13 protein-coding genes are annotated in these 19,001 nt (G+C 62.2%); 8 read left to right on the top strand and 5 right to left on the bottom strand.

Annotated elements, in window-relative coordinates:
* Positions 1 to 106 precede the first annotated feature (106 nt).
* The 8 genes from ATY76_RS27650 to ATY76_RS27615 all read left to right on the top strand — a co-directional run bounded on the left by ATY76_RS27650 (position 107) and on the right by ATY76_RS27615 (position 13,176).
* On the top strand, positions 107 to 1,306 hold the full coding sequence (locus tag ATY76_RS27650; protein ID WP_088677849.1) for a TadE/TadG family type IV pilus assembly protein: 1,200 nt from the start codon (positions 107 to 109) through the stop codon (positions 1,304 to 1,306).
* Between the two features lie 271 nt (positions 1,307 to 1,577).
* Complete coding sequence (locus ATY76_RS27645; protein WP_088677848.1) at positions 1,578 to 4,040, top strand: glycogen/starch/alpha-glucan phosphorylase; 2,463 nt, start codon at positions 1,578 to 1,580, stop codon at positions 4,038 to 4,040.
* Entirely contained in the window at positions 4,037 to 6,244 is a 2,208-nt protein-coding gene (gene glgB, locus ATY76_RS27640; RefSeq protein WP_088677847.1) for a 1,4-alpha-glucan branching protein GlgB, read from the top strand. Before ATY76_RS27645 ends, glgB begins: the two co-directional genes overlap by 4 nt.
* Positions 6,245 to 6,262: 18 nt before the next feature.
* Positions 6,263 to 7,525 carry a glucose-1-phosphate adenylyltransferase gene (glgC, locus tag ATY76_RS27635; protein ID WP_088677846.1) on the top strand — a complete coding sequence of 421 codons (1,263 nt, stop codon included), beginning with the start codon at positions 6,263 to 6,265 and terminating at the stop codon, positions 7,523 to 7,525.
* Between the two features lie 3 nt (positions 7,526 to 7,528).
* Positions 7,529 to 8,971: a glycogen synthase GlgA gene (glgA, locus tag ATY76_RS27630; RefSeq protein WP_088677845.1), complete on the top strand. Its 1,443-nt coding sequence runs from the start codon at positions 7,529 to 7,531 to the stop codon at positions 8,969 to 8,971.
* 6 nt (positions 8,972 to 8,977) lie between these two features.
* On the top strand, positions 8,978 to 10,609 hold the full coding sequence (locus tag ATY76_RS27625; protein WP_088677844.1) for an alpha-D-glucose phosphate-specific phosphoglucomutase: 1,632 nt from the start codon (positions 8,978 to 8,980) through the stop codon (positions 10,607 to 10,609).
* A 12-nt stretch (positions 10,610 to 10,621) separates the two neighbouring features.
* A complete protein-coding gene (gene glgX / locus ATY76_RS27620) occupies positions 10,622 to 12,598 on the top strand; it encodes a glycogen debranching protein GlgX (RefSeq protein ID WP_088677843.1) in 1,977 nt (658 codons plus the stop codon).
* Positions 12,599 to 12,687: 89 nt separating this feature from the next.
* Positions 12,688 to 13,176, top strand: a complete 489-nt coding sequence (locus tag ATY76_RS27615; protein WP_088678046.1) for a MaoC family dehydratase — start codon at positions 12,688 to 12,690, stop codon at positions 13,174 to 13,176.
* Positions 13,177 to 13,188: 12 nt separating this feature from the next.
* On the opposite strand, the gene ATY76_RS27610 is transcribed toward ATY76_RS27615, so the two are convergent.
* From ATY76_RS27610 to ATY76_RS27590, 5 genes are all read right to left on the bottom strand, one after another.
* On the bottom strand, positions 13,189 to 13,587 hold the full coding sequence (locus ATY76_RS27610; RefSeq protein ID WP_088677842.1) for a VOC family protein: 399 nt from the start codon (positions 13,585 to 13,587) through the stop codon (positions 13,189 to 13,191).
* A 44-nt stretch (positions 13,588 to 13,631) separates the two neighbouring features.
* On the bottom strand, positions 13,632 to 14,180 hold the full coding sequence (locus ATY76_RS27605; RefSeq protein ID WP_088677841.1) for a sarcosine oxidase subunit gamma: 549 nt from the start codon (positions 14,178 to 14,180) through the stop codon (positions 13,632 to 13,634).
* Complete coding sequence (locus tag ATY76_RS27600) at positions 14,173 to 17,166, bottom strand: sarcosine oxidase subunit alpha (protein WP_088677840.1); 2,994 nt, start codon at positions 17,164 to 17,166, stop codon at positions 14,173 to 14,175. The genes ATY76_RS27605 and ATY76_RS27600 overlap by 8 nt, the downstream gene beginning before the upstream one ends.
* Positions 17,163 to 17,504, bottom strand: coding sequence for a sarcosine oxidase subunit delta (locus ATY76_RS27595; RefSeq protein WP_088677839.1), 342 nt, complete (start codon positions 17,502 to 17,504; stop codon positions 17,163 to 17,165). The genes ATY76_RS27600 and ATY76_RS27595 overlap by 4 nt, the downstream gene beginning before the upstream one ends.
* Positions 17,505 to 17,613: 109 nt before the next feature.
* Entirely contained in the window at positions 17,614 to 18,867 is a 1,254-nt protein-coding gene (locus ATY76_RS27590; RefSeq protein ID WP_088677838.1) for a sarcosine oxidase subunit beta family protein, read from the bottom strand.
* Between the last annotated feature and the right edge of the window lie 134 nt (positions 18,868 to 19,001).

Raw genomic sequence — 19,001 nt, 5'->3', positions numbered from 1 at the left:
CTGGAAAAATTGCCGGATTCGTTAAAATTTTATTGATGCCGTAAGGGCGGCGTAAAGAAGCAGCGTGCGTAAATCACCTCACAGGGTTTTCAGTTGGGTGAACATGATGAGCACCTCGTTTTTGCGTCCCTGCCTGCGTCGCATGTTCAGCGACCGTGGCGGTAATTTTGGTATCATGACGGCGATTATGGCGCCGGTCCTGCTCGGCGCTGCCGGCATGGCGATACAGGTCGGAGACATGCTGCTCTCCAAGCAGCAGTTGCAGGAGGCGGCCGATTCCGCCGCGCTCGCAACAGCCACTGCCCTCGCAAACGGCACGATCCAAACCTCGGAGGCCCAGGCCTACGCGCGGAATTTCGTCGCCGGCCAGATGGCGAATTACCTGCAGAGCGGCGTCGATATCAAGAACGCGACCGGCGTCGACATCAAGACGAGCACCTCGGGCAAATCGACATCCTACCAGGTCACGGTTTCACCGAGCTACGATCTCACGGTCAATCCGCTCATGCAGGCCGTCGGCTTCAGCACGCAGCATCTTGCGACGTCGGGCACGACGGTCAGCGGCAATTCGCAAACCCAAGGCTCCGTTTCCATGTTCCTGGTTCTCGACCGGTCCGGTTCGATGGGCGAAAACACTGCGACGGTCAACGCGTCGGATCCGACGGAAGGATATGAATATGATTGCAGCGAAAGAGACAGATACGGCAACGTTACCAAGCGGAAGACCTGCACCGGCACGCGCCCCCACTACTACACCAAGATCGAAGCCCTGAAGCTTGCCGTCGGCACGCTGACGGGTGAACTCGACGCGGTCGATCCCGACGAGGAATATGTCCGCACGGGCGCAGTTTCCTACAATATCGAGATGCAGAAAGCCAAAGCGCTGGATTGGGGCACCGCCCACGTCAGCAAATATGTCAACAACCTGACGGCAACCGACGGGACGGACTCAGGCGAGGCATTCAAGACGGCCTACAACAAGCTTGCCGACGCGGCCGAGGACAAGGCGCACATGGACAAGACGGGGCAGGTCCCAACAAAATATATTGTCTTCATGACGGACGGCGACAACAACTATACCTCCGCCGATACTGAAACGAAGACGTGGTGTGACAAGGCCCGCGCTGCCAAGATGCAAGTCTATACTATTGCCTTCATGGCGCCGGCACGCGGCCAGGCACTGCTTAGCTATTGCGCGACATCGCCGGGCAACTACTTCCCTGCCGGCGACATGACGACACTCTTGAAGGCTTTCAAGGAAATCGGCATGAAAGCATCCAATCAGGTGACGCGTCTAACGAACTGACAAAAGCTGCGAAACGGAAAACGAAAAGCCGCGCCGGAACAAACCGGCGCGGCTTTTCGTTATCGCTAGCCCGCGCATCAGATCGGGAAAAGCGATTGGAATCAAGCCCCTCGGATGACGTGAATATGGAGGTTTCGCAAATTTTTCGTTTGTCCAAATCCTTTGTTGCAAGTGCTTCCTAACGATGCATAAACTGTGGTCAGCGCAAGCGACAAATCGATTAAATCAGGCATAACACCCTGAAACCAAATTAAAATTGGCGAGATCTACCATGAACACCGTTTCCAAGCCGGTTATCCCCTCTCCCGCTCCCCGCAGTTCAAGGCCGGAAATTCTCGCAGAAGAAATCATCGAACGTCTGACCTACCGCATCGGCAAGGACGCCAAGGTGGCGAAGCCGCATGACTGGCTGACCGCGACGATCCTGGTGGTGCGTGACCGCATCATCGACAAGTGGATGGCATCCACCCGCGAGGTCTATGCGACCGGCGCCAAGCGCGTCTATTATCTTTCCCTCGAATTCCTGATCGGCCGCCTGATGCGCGATGCCGTCTCGAACCTCGGCCTGATGGAAGAGGTGCGCGATGCGCTGGCCTCGCTCGGCGTCGACGTCAACGTCATTGCCGGACTGGAGCCGGATGCCGCACTCGGCAATGGCGGCCTCGGCCGTCTCGCTGCCTGTTTCATGGAGAGCATGGCAACGGTCGACGTTCCGGCCTATGGCTACGGCATTCGTTATGTCCACGGCCTCTTCCGCCAGCAGCTGGCCGACGGCTGGCAGGTGGAGCTGCCGGAAAACTGGCTCGCCCACGGCAATCCCTGGGAGTTCGAGCGCCGCGAGAGCTCCTACGAAATCGGCTTCGGCGGCGCCGTCGAATTCATCACCACCCATGACGACCAGCCGCGCTACGTCTGGAAGCCGGCCGAGCGCGTCATCGCCGCCGCCTTCGACACGCCGGCCGTCGGCTGGCGCGGCAAACGCGTCAACACCTTGCGCCTCTGGTCGGCGCAGCCGATCGATCCGATCCTGCTCGACGCCTTCAACGCCGGCGACCACATCGGCGCGCTGCGCGAAAGCAACAAGGCCGAAAGCCTGACGAGGGTTCTCTATCCGGCCGACGCCACCCCCGCCGGCCAGGAACTGCGCCTGCGCCAGGAATTTTTCTTCTCCTCCGCCTCGCTGCAGGACATCCTGCGCCGCCACCTGCAGCAATATGACGATTTCACCTCGCTGCCCGACAAGGTGGCCATTCAGCTGAACGACACCCATCCGGCCGTCTCCGTCGCCGAACTCGTGCGCCTGCTCTGCGACGTGCACGGCATGGATTTCGACCAGGCCTGGGATATCACCCGCCGCACCTTCTCCTACACCAATCACACGCTTCTGCCCGAGGCGCTGGAAAGTTGGCCGGTTCCGCTCTTCGAGCGCCTGCTGCCGCGCCACATGCAGATCGTCTATGCGATCAATGCCAAGATCCTGCTCGATGCCCGCAAAACCAAGAACTTTTCCGACAGCGAAATCCGCTCGATCTCGCTGATCGAGGAAAGCGGCGACCGCCGCGTGCGCATGGGCAATCTCGCCTTCATCGGTTCGCATTCGATCAACGGCGTCTCGGCGCTGCACACCGATCTGATGAAGGTCACGGTCTTTGCCGACCTGCACAAGCTCTATCCCGACCGCATCAACAATAAGACCAACGGCATCACGCCGCGCCGCTGGCTGCAGCAGTGCAATCCCGGCCTTACCGACCTGATCCGCGAGGCGATCGGCGACGAATTCCTCGATGATGCCGAGAAGCTGCGCCCGCTCGAGGCCCATGCTTCCGATCCGACCTTCCAGCAGAAGTTCGCCGCGGTGAAGCGGGCCAACAAGGTGGCTCTTTCCAATCTCGTCGCCAGCCGCATGGGCGTGAAGCTCGATCCCTCGGCCATGTTCGACATCCAGATCAAGCGCATCCACGAATACAAACGCCAGCTTCTGAACATCATCGAAGCCGTCGCCCTCTACGATCAGATCCGCTCGCATCCGGAGCTCGACTGGGTGCCGCGCGTCAAACTCTTCGCCGGCAAGGCGGCGCCGAGCTACTACAACGCCAAGCTGATCATCAAACTCATCAACGACGTCGCCCGCACCATCAACAACGACCCGTCGGTGCGCGGCCTCTTAAAGGTCGTCTTCGTGCCGAACTACAATGTTTCGCTCGCCGAAGTCATGGTTCCGGCCGCCGACCTTTCCGAGCAGATCTCGACGGCCGGCATGGAAGCATCCGGCACCGGCAACATGAAGTTCGGCCTCAACGGCGCGTTGACGATCGGCACGCTCGACGGCGCCAATGTCGAGATGCGCGACAATGTCGGCGAGGACAATATCGTCATCTTCGGCCTGAGAGCCGACGAGGTCTCAAAGGTCCGCAGCGACGGCCACAATCCCCGCGCCATCATCGAAGGATCGCGCGAACTGTCACAAGCGCTCTCGGCCATCGGCTCGGGCGTCTTCTCGCCGGATGACCGCAACCGCTACACGGCGCTGATCGACGGCATCTATTCGCATGACTGGTTCATGGTTGCGGCCGATTTCGACGCCTACGCCCAGGCCCAGCGCGATGTCGACCAGATCTGGACCAACCAGTCCGCCTGGTACACCAAGACGATCAACAATACGGCACGGATGGGCTGGTTCTCCTCCGACCGCACGATCAGGCAATATGCAGACGAAATCTGGAGAGCCGGATGAAAACGCCGAAAAAAGTCCCTGAAGTACAGCTTACCTGGGAAATTTCGGCAGATGAAATCACGGCGATCCTTGCAGGCTCGCACTCCAATCCTTTTGCCGTCCTAGGTGCGCACCAGGCCGGCGACGCTTTCGTCGCCCGCTGCTTCATCCCGGGCGCGGAGGAAGTGACCGCCATGACGCTCGACGGCAGCGTCATCGGCGAATTGAAACAGCTTCATGGCGACGGCTTCTTCGCCGGACCGGTTTCGCTGACCAAGCTCCAGCCGGTGCGCTATCGCGCCCGGCGCGGCGATGCCGAGTGGGCGGTGACCGACCCCTACAGCTTCGGCCCGGTGCTCGGGCCGATGGATGATTATTTCGCCCGCGAAGGCTCACATCTGCGCCTGTTCGACAAGATGGGCGCGCACCGCATCAAGCATGAGGGCGCGCAGGGCATCCACTTTGCCGTCTGGGCGCCGAATGCGCAGCGCGTCTCGGTCGTCGGCGATTTCAACAATTGGGACGGCCGCCGCCACGTCATGCGCTTCCGCACAGACAGCGGCATCTGGGAGATCTTCGCGCCCGATATCCCGCTTGGGGTTGCCTATAAATTCGAGATCCGCGGCCATGATGGCGTGTTGCTGCCGCTTAAGGCCGATCCCTTCGCCCGCCGCAGCGAGCTGAGACCAAAGACCGCCTCCCTCGCCGCCGCCGAGCTGGATCAGCTCTGGGAGGACGAAGCCCATGTGAAGCATTGGCGCGAAACCGACAAGCGCCGCCAGCCGATCTCGATCTACGAGGTGCATGCCGGCTCCTGGCAGCGCCGGCAGGACGGCACGATGCTCTCCTGGGACGAACTCGCCTCCAGCCTCATCCCCTATTGCGTCGATATGGGTTTTACCCACATCGAATTCCTGCCGATCACCGAGCATCCCTATGACCCGTCCTGGGGTTACCAGACGACCGGCCTCTACGCACCGACCGCCCGTTTCGGCGAGCCGGAGGGCTTCGCCCGTTTCGTCAACGGCTGCCACAAGGTCGGCATCGGCGTCATCCTCGACTGGGTGCCGGCGCATTTCCCGACCGACGAGCACGGCCTCGGCTGGTTCGACGGCACAGCGCTTTACGAGCACGAAGACCCGCGCAAGGGTTTCCATCCCGACTGGAATACGGCGATCTACAATTTCGGCCGCACCGAGGTCGTCTCCTATCTCGTCAACAACGCCCTTTATTGGGCCGAGAAATTCCATCTCGACGGCCTGCGCGTCGATGCCGTCGCCTCGATGCTCTATCTCGATTATTCCCGCAAGCACGGCGAATGGATCCCGAACGAATATGGCGGCAACGAGAACCTCGAAGCCGTCCGCTTCCTGCAGGATCTCAACATCCGCATCTACGGCCAGCACCCGAATGTCATGACCATCGCCGAGGAATCGACATCCTGGCCGAAGGTCTCGCAGCCGGTGCACGAAGGCGGGCTTGGCTTCGGCTTCAAATGGAACATGGGCTTCATGCACGACACGCTGAGCTATATGAGCCGCGATCCCGTGCATCGCAAACACCACCACAACGAACTGACTTTCGGCCTGCTCTATGCCTATTCGGAAAATTTCGTCCTGCCGCTGTCGCATGACGAAGTCGTTCACGGAAAGGGCTCGCTGATCGCCAAGATGCCGGGCGATGACTGGCAGAAGTTCGCCAATCTGCGCGCCTACTACGCCTATATGTGGGGCTATCCCGGCAAGAAGCTGTTGTTCATGGGCCAGGAATTCGCCCAGTGGAGCGAGTGGAGCGAGAATAAGTCGCTCGACTGGAACCTGCTTCAGTACCGCATGCACGAGGGCATGCGCCGCCTGGTGCGCGACCTCAATCTCACCTATCGCAGCAAGCCGGCGTTGCATGCACGCGATTGCGAAGGCGAAGGTTTCGAATGGCTGGTGGCCGACGATGGCGAGAATTCCGTCTTCGCCTGGCTGCGCAAGGCGCCCGGAGAAAAACCGGTCGCCGTCATCACCAATTTCACTCCCGTTTACCGCGAGAACTATTCGATCCGCCTGCCGTCCGAAGGCCGCTGGCGGGAAATTCTGAACACCGATGCCGACATCTACGGCGGCAGCGGCAAGGGCAATGGCGGGCGCGTGCAGGCCGTCAATGCCGGCGGCGACATCACCTGCTCGATAACGCTGCCGCCCTTGGCAACAATCATGCTTGAACCTGAAAATTAAGACTGGTGGGAGGAGAAAATGGTAGAAAAGCGTATTCAGCCACTTGCCCGCGATGCAATGGCCTATGTTCTGGCAGGCGGCAGGGGGAGCCGTCTCAAGGAACTCACCGACCGGCGCGCCAAGCCCGCCGTCTATTTCGGCGGCAAGGCCCGCATCATCGATTTCGCTTTGTCGAACGCGCTGAACTCAGGCATTCGCCGCATCGGCGTCGCAACGCAGTACAAGGCGCATTCGCTGATCCGGCACATGCAGCGCGGCTGGAACTTCTTCCGTCCGGAACGCAATGAAAGCTTCGACATCCTGCCCGCCAGCCAGCGTGTGTCCGAGACGCAATGGTACGAGGGCACCGCCGATGCCGTCTATCAGAACATCGACATCATCGAGGATTACGGCGTCGAATACATGGTCATTCTCGCGGGCGATCACGTCTACAAGATGGACTATGAATGGATGCTGCAGCAGCACGTCGATTCCGGCGCCGACGTCACCATCGGCTGCCTGGAAGTGCCGCGCATGGAAGCGACCGGCTTCGGCGTCATGCATGTCAACGAGAAGGACGAGATCATGGCCTTCGTCGAGAAGCCGGCCGATCCGCCCGGCATTCCCGACAAGCCGGATTTCGCGCTGGCCTCGATGGGCATCTATGTCTTCCACACCAAATTCCTGCTCGACGCGCTGCGCCGCGACGCCGCCGACCCGAATTCGAGCCGCGATTTCGGCAAGGACATCATCCCCTATATCGTCCAGCACGGTAAGGCGGTCGCCCACCGCTTCGCCAAATCCTGCGTCCGCTCCGATTTCGAGCACGAGGCCTACTGGCGCGACGTCGGCACGATCGACGCCTATTGGCAGGCCAATATCGACCTGACGGCGATCGTTCCGGAGCTCGATATCTACGACAAGTCCTGGCCGATCTGGACCTATGCGGAGATCACGCCGCCGGCGAAATTCGTCCATGACGACGAGGATCGCCGCGGTTCGGCCACGTCTTCCGTCGTCTCGGGCGACTGCATCATTTCCGGGGCCAGCCTCAACAAAAGCCTGCTCTTCACCGGTGTCAGGGCCAACTCCTTCTCCAAACTGGAAGGAGCGGTCATCCTGCCGAACGTCAAGATCGGGCGTCGCGCGCAACTCAAGAACGTGGTGATCGACCATGGTGTCGTCATTCCGGAAGGCCTTGTTGTCGGCGAGGATCCCGAGCTCGACATGAAGCGCTTCCGGCGGACCGAAAGCGGCATCTGCTTGATCACGCAACCGATGATCGACAAGCTGGATATCTGACTTATGAAAGTTCTTTCGGTTTCGTCCGAAGTCTTCCCTCTGATCAAGACAGGGGGCCTGGCCGATGTGTCCGGCGCCCTGCCGATTGCCCTGAAAGCCTTCGGGGTTGAAACCAAGACCCTTCTGCCCGGCTATCCCGCCGTCATGAAGGTCATTCGCGATCCCGTCGCCAAACTGGAATTCCCCGATCTGCTCGGAGAAAAGGCGACCGTGCTGGAGGTTCAGCACGAGGGCCTCGACCTGCTCGTCCTCGATGCGCCGGCCTACTACGACAGGCCGGGCGGCCCTTATCTTGATCCGCTCGGTAAGGATTATCCCGATAACTGGCGCCGTTTCGCCGCCCTGTCGCTTGCAGCCTCGGAGATCGCGGCCGGTCTGCTGCCCGGCTGGCAGCCTGACCTCGTCCATACCCATGACTGGCAGGCGGCGCTGACCTCAGTCTACATGCGTTATTACCCGACGCCTGAGCTGCCGAGCGTGCTGACCATCCACAACATCGCCTTCCAGGGGCAGTTCGGCCCCGAGATCTTCCCCGGCCTGCGCCTGCCCGGCCATGCCTTCGCCGTCGACGGCCTCGAATATTACGGCACCATCGGCTATCTCAAGGGCGGCCTGCAGACCGCTCATGCGATCACCACGGTCAGCCCCTCCTACGCCGATGAAATCCTCACACCCGAATTCGGCATGGGGCTTGAAGGCGTCATCGCCAGCCGCATCGACAATCTCTCCGGCATCGTCAATGGCATCGACACCGATATCTGGAACCCGGCGACCGATCCTGTCGTCCACACCCATTATGGCCCCACGACGCTGAAGAACCGTGAGGAGAACCGCCGCTCGATCGCCGAATTCTTCCACCTCGACGATGACGAGGCTCCGATATTCTGCGTCATCAGCCGTCTCACCTGGCAGAAGGGCATGGATCTCGTCGGCAACGTCGCCGACGAGATCGTCGCCATGGGTGGCAAGCTCGTCGTGCTCGGCTCCGGCGAAGCCGCCCTCGAAGGCGCGCTGCTCGCCTCCGCCAGCCGCCATCCCGGCCGCATCGGCGTCTCGATCGGCTATAACGAGCCGATGTCGCATCTGATGCAGGCCGGCTGCGACGCGATCATCATCCCCTCGCGCTTCGAGCCCTGCGGCCTGACCCAGCTTTACGGCCTGCGTTACGGCTGCGTGCCGATCGTTGCCCGCACCGGCGGGTTGAACGACACGGTGATCGACGCCAACCACGCCGCACTTGCGGCGAAAGTGGCAACAGGAATACAATTTGCCCCCATAACCGAAACGGGCATGCTACAGGCAATCCGCCGTGCGATGCATCTTTACGCGGACCGAAAACTCTGGACCCAATTGCAAAAGCAAGGCATGAAATCGGATGTCTCCTGGGAGAAGAGCGCCGAACGCTACGCTGCCCTCTATTCAAGCCTCGTCTCGAAAGGCATGTGACCTAAAATGATCAAGTCCGTACCCACCACGCCCTATCTGGACCAGAAACCCGGCACCTCGGGCCTGCGCAAGAAGGTCCCGGTCTTCCAGCAGCCGAATTATGCGGAGAATTTCATCCAGTCGATCTTCGATTCGCTGGAAGGCTACCAGGGCAAGTGCCTCGTCATCGGCGGCGACGGACGCTACTACAATCGCGAAGTCATCCAGAAGGCGGTGAAGATGGCCGCCGCCAACGGCTTCGGCAAGGTCATGGTCGGCAAGGGCGGCATTCTGTCGACGCCGGCCGCATCCCACATCATCCGCAAATACAAGGCCTTCGGCGGCATCATTCTCTCCGCCAGCCACAATCCCGGCGGCCCGACCGAAGACTTCGGCATCAAGTACAACATCAACAATGGCGGCCCGGCGCCGGAAAAAATCACCGACGCGATCTATGCGCGCTCCAAGACGATCGACAGCTACAAGATCGCCGATTTTGCTGACGTCAATCTCGACCGCATCGGCAAGGACGAGCTTCCCGGCGGCATGATCCTGTCGGTCATCGACCCGGTCGAAGACTATGCGGCGCTGATGGAAGAGCTGTTCGATTTCGGCGCCATCCGCAATCTGATCAGTCTCGGCTTCCGCATCGCCTTCGACGGCATGAGCGCCGTCACCGGCCCTTACGCGAAGGAAATCTTCGAAAACCGCCTCGGCGCTCCCTCCGGTTCGGTCCGCAACTTCATGCCGCTGCCGGATTTCGGCGGCCATCATCCCGACCCGAACCCGGTTCACTGCAAGGAACTGTTCGACGAGATGATGGGTGACGACGCGCCCGATTTCGGCGCCGCCTCCGATGGCGATGGCGACCGCAACCTCATCGTCGGCCGCGGCATCTTCGTAACACCCTCCGACAGCCTGGCGATCCTTGCCGCCAATGCCAATCTCGCTCCCGGCTACTCCGGCGGTCTCGCCGGTATCGCCCGGTCGATGCCGACATCGGGCGCGGCCGACCGCGTCGCCGAAAAGCGCGGCATCGGCATGTACGAGACGCCGACCGGCTGGAAGTTCTTCGGCAACCTGCTCGACGCCGGCATGGCGACGATCTGCGGCGAGGAAAGCGCCGGAACAGGCTCCAATCACGTCCGCGAAAAGGACGGCCTCTGGGCCGTGCTGCTGTGGCTGAACATTCTTGCCGTACGCGGCGAAAGTGTCGCCGATATCGTCACCCAGCACTGGCAGACCTACGGCCGCAACTACTATTCGCGCCACGATTACGAAGGCCTCGACACCGATGCGGCGAACGGCCTGATAGACAATCTCCGCAGCCAGCTTCCCACTCTGCCCGGCAAGACCTTCGGCAGCCTGAAGGTCGAAAAGGCCGACGATTTCGCCTATCACGATCCGATCGACAAATCGGTCAGCGAGCATCAGGGCATCCGCGTGCTCTTCGAAGGCGGCTCCCGCGTCGTCTTCCGCCTCTCCGGCACCGGCACGTCTGGCGCAACCTTGCGTGTTTACATCGAGCGCTACGAGCCGGATTCGACTCGCCACAACATCGAGACGCAGGAAGCGCTCGCCCATCTGATCGCGGCCGCCGAAAGCATTGCCAGCATTCGTGAGCGCACGGGACGCGACGAGCCAACCGTGATCACCTGATCCGGGGGGAGCATGCAGGATAGCAATTCGGCGCGGGGCGCGATCGTCTTCGAGACCGGCGTCGGATTCGCCGTGTGGTCGCATGACGCCGCACAAATCGAACTTTGCCTCTTCGAGGATGACGGCAACCGGGAATTCGCGCGCCTGCCGATGGCGCGCGACAGCGACCAGGTCCATCGCCTTTTCGTCGACGGCCTCAGGCAAGGCGCCCGCTACGGCTATCGCGCCGACGGCATCTATGCGCCCGAAAATGGCCTCTGGTTCGATCCTTCCAAACTGCTGCTCGACCCTTACGCCAAGGAGATCGACCGGCCGTTCCGCTACGATCCCCGCCTCGGCATTTATGGCGAGGACAGCCAGGACCTGATGCCGAAGGCGATCGTTACCAGCGATACGCGCGCTGCGATCGGCAAGCCGCTCTTCAAACCGGGCGGCTTTATCTACGAAGTGGCGGTACGGCCCTTCACCATTCTCCATCCTGATGTGCCGGAAGCCGAGCGCGGCACCGTCGCAGCTCTCGCCCATCCCTCGGTCATCGCGCATCTGAAGCGGATCGGCGTCGATGCCGTCGAACTGATGCCGATCACCGCCTGGATCGACGAACGCCACCTGCCGCCGCTCGGCCTCACCAACGGCTGGGGCTACAATCCCGTCGGTCTGATGGCGCTCGATCCGAGGATCGTCCCCGGCGGCATGGCGGAGCTGCGCAAGACCGTCGCCGCTCTCCATACCGAAGGCATCGCCGTCATTCTCGACCTCGTCTTCAACCATACCGGCGAAAGCGACCGCTATGGCACGACGCTGTCGCTGCGCGGCCTCGACAATCTGCATTATTACCATCACGCCCAGAACAGCCCCGGCGAACTCGTCAACGACACCGGCACCGGCAATACCATCGCCTGCGATCATCCCGAGGTAAGGCGCCTCGTCATCGACAGCCTGCGCCATTTCGTGCTCAATTCAGGCGTCGATGGTTTCCGCTTCGATCTCGCCCCGGTGCTCGGCCGCACCGCGACCGGCTTCCAGCGCGACGGCGGAACGCTCGCTGCGATCCTCGCCGACGAGGTGCTTGCCGACCGCATCATGATCGCGGAACCCTGGGATATCGGACCTGGCGGCTATCAGCTCGGCAATTTCCCGCCGGCCTTCCTCGAATGGAACGACCGGGTTCGCGACGACCTGCGCTGCTACTGGCGCGGCGACCATTGGAAGACCGGTTCGCTCGCCACGGCGCTCGCCGGCTCCTCAGACATCTTCTCCCGCAACGATGGCCAGGAGACTCGCAGCGTCAATTTCCTCGCCGCCCATGACGGCTTCACCCTGATCGACCTCGTCTCCTATGCCGGCAAGCACAATGACGCCAATGGCGAGCACAATCGTGACGGCCACAACGAGAACCACTCCTGGAACAACGGCGTCGAGGGCGAGACCCTCTATCCCTCGATCCGCAAGCGCAGGATAAACGACGTCATGGCGCTGATCTCAACGCTCTTTGCCACCCGTGGCAGCATCATGCTGACGGCGGGCGACGAAGGCGGCCGCAGCCAGCGCGGCAACAACAACGCCTATTGCCAGGACAATGAGATCACCTGGCTGGATTGGAAGGCGCTGAACGAGGATCTCGTCGCCCACACCGCCTTCGTCTCGGGGCTGCGCCGCCGCTTCACGGTCTTTTCCGAAATGGACTTCCTTTCCGGCAACGGCGATGTCGAATGGATCTCGCTGTCGGGCGAACCGATGACCGTCGCCGAATGGGAGGCGCCGTCGCTTTCGACCCTCGGCATGCTGCTCGCGACCGGCGAGCGGTCCTCGCGCGGCAAACAGACACGGCTTGCCGTGCTCTTCAATCGTTCGGAGAACCGCCAGCTTTTCACGCTTCCCGGCGAGGGCGAGCCGGGCTGGCGTCAATTGACGCCGGAGGGAGCGAAGAAAGCCGGTGCCCGCGTGACCGTGGAGCCACGCTCCGTTGCCTTTTTCATCGAAAAATGACCGCCTCCTCTCACGCACGCAAATCCTTGTCGCAATCGTCATAAATGCACGATAAGGCTTGGCCCGGCGGCTTTTCTCACGAGGAATTCATGGTCAAGGAAATTTCACTCTCCGACGTGCGGGGATTGATCGGCATGGAAACTGGCCTTTCGGACTGGATCACCGTCGATCAGACGATGATCGACGCTTTTGCGGGCGCAACCGACGACCATCAGTTCATTCATGTCGACCCCGAGCGCGCGGCGGCTGAGAGCCCCTTCGGCGGCACCATCGCCCATGGCTTCCTGACGTTGTCTCTGCTGTCGGCGATGAACTACAACTGCCTGCCCAAAGTGCGCGAGCAGACCATGGGCATCAACTACGGCTTCGATCGCGTCCGCTTCATGACGCCGGTCAAGAGCGGCGCCCGCGTCCGTGGCCGCTTCCTGCTCTCCGAAGCCCGCTTCCGCGGCGGCGGCATGCTGATGACCACCTATGACGTGACGATCGAGATCGAAAACGAGAAGAAGCCCGCGCTGACGGCAAGATGGATCACCATCATCCAGTTCGATCCGAAGGACCGTCCTGAGGACGCGTAGGCGCGGCTCTTGTTACTCCGGTGAATTGATCACCGCTTCGAGAGCATGTCCGTCCGGATCGATTACGAAAGCAGCATAATAATGCTCGCCATAATGGGGCCTCAGACCCGGAGCGCCGTTGTCACGGCCGCCATGCGCGATTGCCGCCGCATGAAACCGATCGACCGCCTCGCGGCTCGGCGCGGCAAAAGCCAGATGAAAGCCCGGACCGGGCGGACGCTGGCCCTCCGGCCGATGTTTGATTGCCAGCTTGTCTCCTCCGCCGGGAGAGCCGTAGCCGACCGCCTGCCCTAGCTGCCCCGGCCTGATATCCTCCCAGACCCTGACATAACCGAGCGCGGCGAAGGCGGCATCATAGAATGCCGACGATCGCTCGATATCTGAAACGCCTAGGGAGGCATGGTGCAGCATCCGATTATCCCTTGAACAGACGTCTATGCCGGATTGCTCCGGTGTTAATGTCCCGCATCTTCCGCTGCCTCGGCCAGCAGTCCGAAGACGAAATCGGAAAACGACCGCCAGCACTCTACCCGGAACGTATCTTCTGCCGTGCGCAGAAGCACGATTTCCGCCTTGCCGAAAATGGTCCGCGAGGCGGCGCCGACAGGGAAGGAGGCAAGCGAGAGATCCTGCGGGCAGCCGGCGGCAAGCGTAGTCTCTGCCCCTGGTCCCGAAACGATGATCGCGATGTTGCGGTGGGAAACGTCGGTTGCCGAATGCACGGCGCCGGCGCCGGAAAGCGCCGCCATCAGATCGGCACCATCCTCGTCGATCACCAGCCATTCGTCAGGCCCGATCCAGAGGACCGACCGCGCGCCGGCCCGGCCCGATGTTTTCGGGGCGGTCGGCACGGACAGGCCGAGAGCGGAGGAAATCGCGGCAACCGATCCTGCCGGCGCGCGCAGCGCCACGCGGGTCGCTGCCGGTGCCACCGTCAGCCGTACCGTTGCGGAGCCGCCGAGGCGGCCGGCCAGCACCGGCTTGCGAATTGCGACATCAGCCATGGATGCGGCCTCCTTCCTTGTCAAAGAACACCAGATCCGTCACTTCGACGGCGATCGTCCGATCCGGCATCGGCACGTAGAGCGTCTCGCCCATCCGCGCCCGGCCGCCGGCGACCAGCGCGAAGGCGATCGACCGGCCGCAATTTTCCGACCAGTAGGACGAGGTGACATGGCCGAGCATGGTCATCGGCTTCGGCTCGTTCGGGCTCGCGACGATCTGCGCGCCCTCTTCGAGGACCAGCTTCGGATCCTTGGTGACGAGACCGACAAGCTGCTTGCGCCCGTCCTTGACGAGGTCCGGCCGCTGCAGTCCGCGAATGCCGACAAAGTCTTTCTTCTTCTTCGAAACGGCCCAGGCGACGCCCGCGTCGTCGGGGGTCACGGTCCCGTCGGTATCCTGGCCGACGATGATGTAGCCTTTCTCGGCGCGAAGAACGTGCATCGTCTCGGTGCCGTAGACGCAGGCCCCAAGCGGTTCGGCATTGGCCCAGACCGCTTCGAGCACCGACTGGCCGTAATCGGCCGGCACGTTGATTTCGAAGCCGACTTCACCGGTGAAGGAGACGCGGAAGAGCCGCGCCGGTACGCCGCAGACCGTGCACTCGGCAACGCTCATATGCGGGAAGGCCTCGTTCGATAGGTCAAGTCCCTCGACCAGCGGCTCGACGATCTCGCGCGCCTTCGGCCCCTGCACGGCGATGACAGCCCATTGCTCGGTCACCGAGGTCAGCCATACCTGCAGGTCGGGGAATTCCGTCTGCAGGTAGTCTTCCATGTGGTGAAGAACACGCGGCGCTCCGCCTGTCGTCGTCGTCACATGGAAGCGATCTTCCGCCAGGCGCCCGACGACGCCGTCGTCATAAACGAAGCCGTCCTCGCGCGTCATGATGCCGTAGCGCGCCTTGCCGGGCTTCAGCGTGTCCCAGGCATTGGTGTAGATGAGATTGAGGAATTTCGCCGCATCCGGGCCTACCACCTCGATCTTGCCGAGCGTCGAGGCATCGAAGATACCTGCCGACTCGCGGGCCGTGCGGCATTCGCGCGCGACAGCCTGATGCATGGTCTCGCCCGCCTTGGGATAAAACCACGCACGCTTCCAGTTGCCGACATCCTCGAAGACCGCGCCATGGGCTTCTTCCCAGTCGTGCAGCGGCGTCTTGCGCGTCGGATCGAACAGCTTTCCGCGCGAATGGCCGATCAGCGTACCGTAGGTCACCGGCGTATAGGGCGCGCGGAAGGTGGTGAGGCCGACCCGCGGGATTTCCTTGCCGAGCATTTCGGCGGCGATCGCCAGACCATGCATGTTGGAAAGCTTGCCCTGGTCCGAGGCCATGCCATTGGTGGTGAAGCGCTTGATGTGCTCGATCGAGTGCATACCCTCGCGCACGGCAAGACGGATATCCTTGGCGCAGACATCGTGCTGGAAATCGATGAACGCCTTGGCATTCGTCTTCGGTCCGGCGCCTTCCGCGGCGCCGATCATACCGCCCGTCCAGTCATAGGGCTGCTCGGCCGAGATGGTGATTTTCCCGCCGCCCTTTTTGCCGGCGGCCTGCGCCATCAGTTCACCGGCGGCGAGCGATTCCTCGACCGTCCGCTGCAGGTCGTCGGTGCCGTTGCAGGCGCCGACCGAGAGGCAGTTCTGGGCATAGGTGCCCGGCAGGAAGCGCTGGCTTTCGGCATCGAAGGCCACCTTGCCGCGCGACTGCGAGAACAGATGGACCGACGGCGTCCAGCCGGCCGAAACCAGAAGCGCATCGACCGCGATCTTGCGCGGCGAGCCGCCGCCGTTGCGCGCCACCGTCATCGATGAGATGCGCAGCCGACCGGCGGTGTTGACGACCGATTGACCCGCGAGGACATCGATGCCGAGCGCACGCGCCTCTGCCAGCACCGCCGCTCCCGGCGTCTGCCTGCAATCGACGATGGCGGCGATCGAAACACCGGCCCGCTTGAGATCGAAAGCCGCTTCATAGGCGGAATCATGCGCGGTGTAGATGCCGACATTGGTTCCGACGGCGACGCCGTAATGATTGAGATACATCCGCCCCGCCGAAGCCAGCATGATGCCCGGCCGGTCGTTGTTCGGAAATACCATGTGCCGTTCGATCGCGCCGTTGGCAAGGATCACCCGCTTGGCCCGGACCTGCCACAGCCGTTCGCGCGGCAGATCGTGGGAAGGCTTGGAGATATGATCGGTGACGCGCTCGGCGAGGGCGACGAAATTGTGGTTGTAATAGCCGAAGGCGGTCGTGCGGATGAGCACTTCGACATTGTCCATCGCCTTCAGCCGCGCCACGGTCTTCTGCGCCCAGGCGTAACCATCCTGGCCGTCGATCGTCACGCCGGCGTCGTAGCGCAGCGCTCCGCCCGCTTCCGCCTGCTCGTCGCAGAGGATCACCTTTGCACCGGTCTCGGCCGCGGCCAGCGCCGCCGAAAGTCCGGCAACACCGGCGCCGACCACCAGCACGTCGCAATGGACGTAGCGGCTGGCATAATGGTCCGGATCCTCCTCCGTCGGCGCGACGCCGAGGCCGGCGGCACGGCGGATGAACGGCTCGTAGACGTGTTTCCAGGCGGCGCGCGGCCACATGAAGGTCTTGTAGTAGAAGCCGGCGGCGAAGAACGGCGACATCAGATTGTTGACCGCACCGACATCGTAGGCAAGCGAGGGCCAGCGGTTCTGCGACTGGACGATCATGCCGTCGAAGATTTCCTGCACCGTGGCGCGCACGTTCGGCTGCTTGCGCGCCTTGTCGCGGGCAACGTCGATCAGCGCGTTCGGCTCCTCGGCGCCTGCCGACAGAATGCCGCGGGCCCGGTGATACTTGAACGAACGGCCGACGAGGTGGATGCCGTTGGCGATCAACGCCGAGGCGACGGTATCGCCCTCGAGCGCCATATAGCTCTTGCCGTCGAAGCTGAAACGCGCGGTCTTGGCCGGCGTCAAGCGCCCCTTCCCGGCGATACGATGTGAACCGCTCATTGCGCCTCTCCTTCCACGGCTTCATATGTCTCGACCGGCGCATGCTGCTCGGCTTCGGCGCCGATCCGCGGCTTCGGCTCGCCCGCCTTGTAGGTCATGATGAACTGGTCGCTGACCGTATCGCGCGCCGCGTTGAAAAAGCGTCCGCAGCCGTGAATATGGCGCCAGCGTTCGAAGATCAGCCCCTTCGGGTTCTCGCGCAGAAAGAAATAAGCCTCGAACTCCTCGTCCGAAATCGAAGCGATATCGGCAGGCCGCACGATATGGGCGTCACCCGCGCCGCGGAATTCGAGCTCGGAACGCTCTTCCTGACAATAAGGGCAATGGATCAGCAGCATGTGAGATTTCCTTCTCCTCCCCTTCTCCCCATCGAGGAGAAGGTGCGTGCAAAGCGGATGAGGGGGTGAGCGACGAAAGCAGCGGGCATATGAGCAAGACCACTCATCATCAGTGCGCCACCGCCGCGGCCGCAGCCTCGTCAATCAGCCGGCCGCTGCGGAAGCGTTCCAGCGTCAGGCCGGCATTGAACTTGTGCGGCTCGTCGCGGGCGATCAGATGGGCAAAGAGGTTGGCCGAACCCGGCGTCGCCTTGAAGCCGCCGGTACCCCAGCCGCAATTGACGTAGAGCCCGGGAACCGGCGTCTTCGACTGGATCGCCGAACGGTCCGGCGTATTGTCGACGATGCCGCCCCATTGCCGCATCATCTTGACGCGGCGGAACATCGGGAAGAGTTCGCAGATGGCATCGAGCGTGTGCGTGATGATCTGCAACCCGCCGGTCTGGGAATAGGAGTTGTACTGGTCCGTGCCGGCGCCGATGACGAGCTCTCCCTTGTCGGACTGGGAGATATAGGCATGCACCGTGTTCGACATGACGACGCACGGGAAGATCGGCTTCAGTGGCTCGGAAACCAGCGCCTGCAGCGGGCTCGATTGCAGCGGCACGCGCACATCGGCCATCTTCATGATCGTCGAGGTGTGGCCGGCCGCCGACACGCCGACCTTTTTGGCGCCGATGAAACCGCGCGAGGTCTCGACGCCGGTCACGCGTCCGTCAGGCGCGCGGCGGATGCCGGTCACTTCGCAATTCTGGATGATGTGGACGCCGCGATCCGATGCCGCTCGCGCATAGCCCCAGGCGACAGCATCGTGGCGGGCCGTGCCGCCGCGCCGCTGGAGCGCCGCACCATTGATCGGGTAGCGCGCGCTCGCCGAAATATCGAGCGGCGGGCAATAGGCCTTCGCCTGCTCCGGCGTCAGCCATTCATTGTCGATGCCGTAGAGCCGATTGGCATGAATGTGCCGCTTGAAGGACTGCTGGTCGTGAATATTGTGCGAGAGCATCATCACGCCGCGCGGCGAGTACATCACATTGTAGTTGAGCTCCTGAGAAAGCCCCTCCCAGAGCTTCATCGAATGCTCGTAGATGTGCATGCTCTCTTCATAGAGATAGTTCGAACGGATGATGGTGGTGTTGCGGCCGGTATTGCCGCCGCCCAGCCAGCCCTTCTCGATCACCGCGACATTGGTGATGCCGTGCTCCTTGGCGAGGTAGTAGGCAGCTCCCAGGCCATGGCCGCCGGCGCCGATGATGACGACATCGTATTCGGCACGGGGCTCCGGTGAAGTCCACTGCTTCTCCCAGCCTCTGTGGCCACGCAGGGCCTCTCGCGCCACGGCAAAAACCGAATATTTCCGCATCCGCCTTCTTCTCCTTCGGGCAAGAGCTTTTCTCCGCGCCCATACAAATCGCAAATCCAAATGCGGCACAACGGCTCTTTTGCGACAGGCGAGAGCTTTGGTTTTGACACTGTGCGACATGATTGCGAAACAGT

The sequence above is a fragment of the Rhizobium sp. R339 genome (assembly GCF_002211395.1).
Lineage (GTDB): Bacteria > Pseudomonadota > Alphaproteobacteria > Rhizobiales > Rhizobiaceae > Rhizobium.
The sequence above is the reverse complement of the archived record's forward strand: the minus strand, read 5'-3'. Positions and strand labels throughout refer to the sequence as shown.

What these genes read in the sequence shown, in the direction of transcription:
- glgB (WP_088677847.1), top strand. Translation starts at nt 4,037, where the DNA reads ATGAAAACGCCGAAAAAAGTCCCTGAAGTACAGCTTACCTGGGAAATT.
- ATY76_RS27605 (WP_088677841.1), bottom strand. Translation starts at nt 14,180, where the DNA reads ATGGCTGATGTCGCAATTCGCAAGCCGGTGCTGGCCGGCCGCCTCGGC.
- glgC (WP_088677846.1), top strand. Translation starts at nt 6,263, where the DNA reads ATGGTAGAAAAGCGTATTCAGCCACTTGCCCGCGATGCAATGGCCTAT.
- ATY76_RS27650 (WP_088677849.1), top strand. Translation starts at nt 107, where the DNA reads ATGAGCACCTCGTTTTTGCGTCCCTGCCTGCGTCGCATGTTCAGCGAC.
- ATY76_RS27625 (WP_088677844.1), top strand. Translation starts at nt 8,978, where the DNA reads ATGATCAAGTCCGTACCCACCACGCCCTATCTGGACCAGAAACCCGGC.
- ATY76_RS27600 (WP_088677840.1), bottom strand. Translation starts at nt 17,166, where the DNA reads ATGAGCGGTTCACATCGTATCGCCGGGAAGGGGCGCTTGACGCCGGCC.
- glgX (WP_088677843.1), top strand. Translation starts at nt 10,622, where the DNA reads ATGCAGGATAGCAATTCGGCGCGGGGCGCGATCGTCTTCGAGACCGGC.
- ATY76_RS27615 (WP_088678046.1), top strand. Translation starts at nt 12,688, where the DNA reads ATGGTCAAGGAAATTTCACTCTCCGACGTGCGGGGATTGATCGGCATG.
- ATY76_RS27645 (WP_088677848.1), top strand. Translation starts at nt 1,578, where the DNA reads ATGAACACCGTTTCCAAGCCGGTTATCCCCTCTCCCGCTCCCCGCAGT.
- ATY76_RS27595 (WP_088677839.1), bottom strand. Translation starts at nt 17,504, where the DNA reads ATGCTGCTGATCCATTGCCCTTATTGTCAGGAAGAGCGTTCCGAGCTC.
- ATY76_RS27610 (WP_088677842.1), bottom strand. Translation starts at nt 13,587, where the DNA reads ATGCTGCACCATGCCTCCCTAGGCGTTTCAGATATCGAGCGATCGTCG.
- glgA (WP_088677845.1), top strand. Translation starts at nt 7,529, where the DNA reads ATGAAAGTTCTTTCGGTTTCGTCCGAAGTCTTCCCTCTGATCAAGACA.
- ATY76_RS27590 (WP_088677838.1), bottom strand. Translation starts at nt 18,867, where the DNA reads ATGCGGAAATATTCGGTTTTTGCCGTGGCGCGAGAGGCCCTGCGTGGC.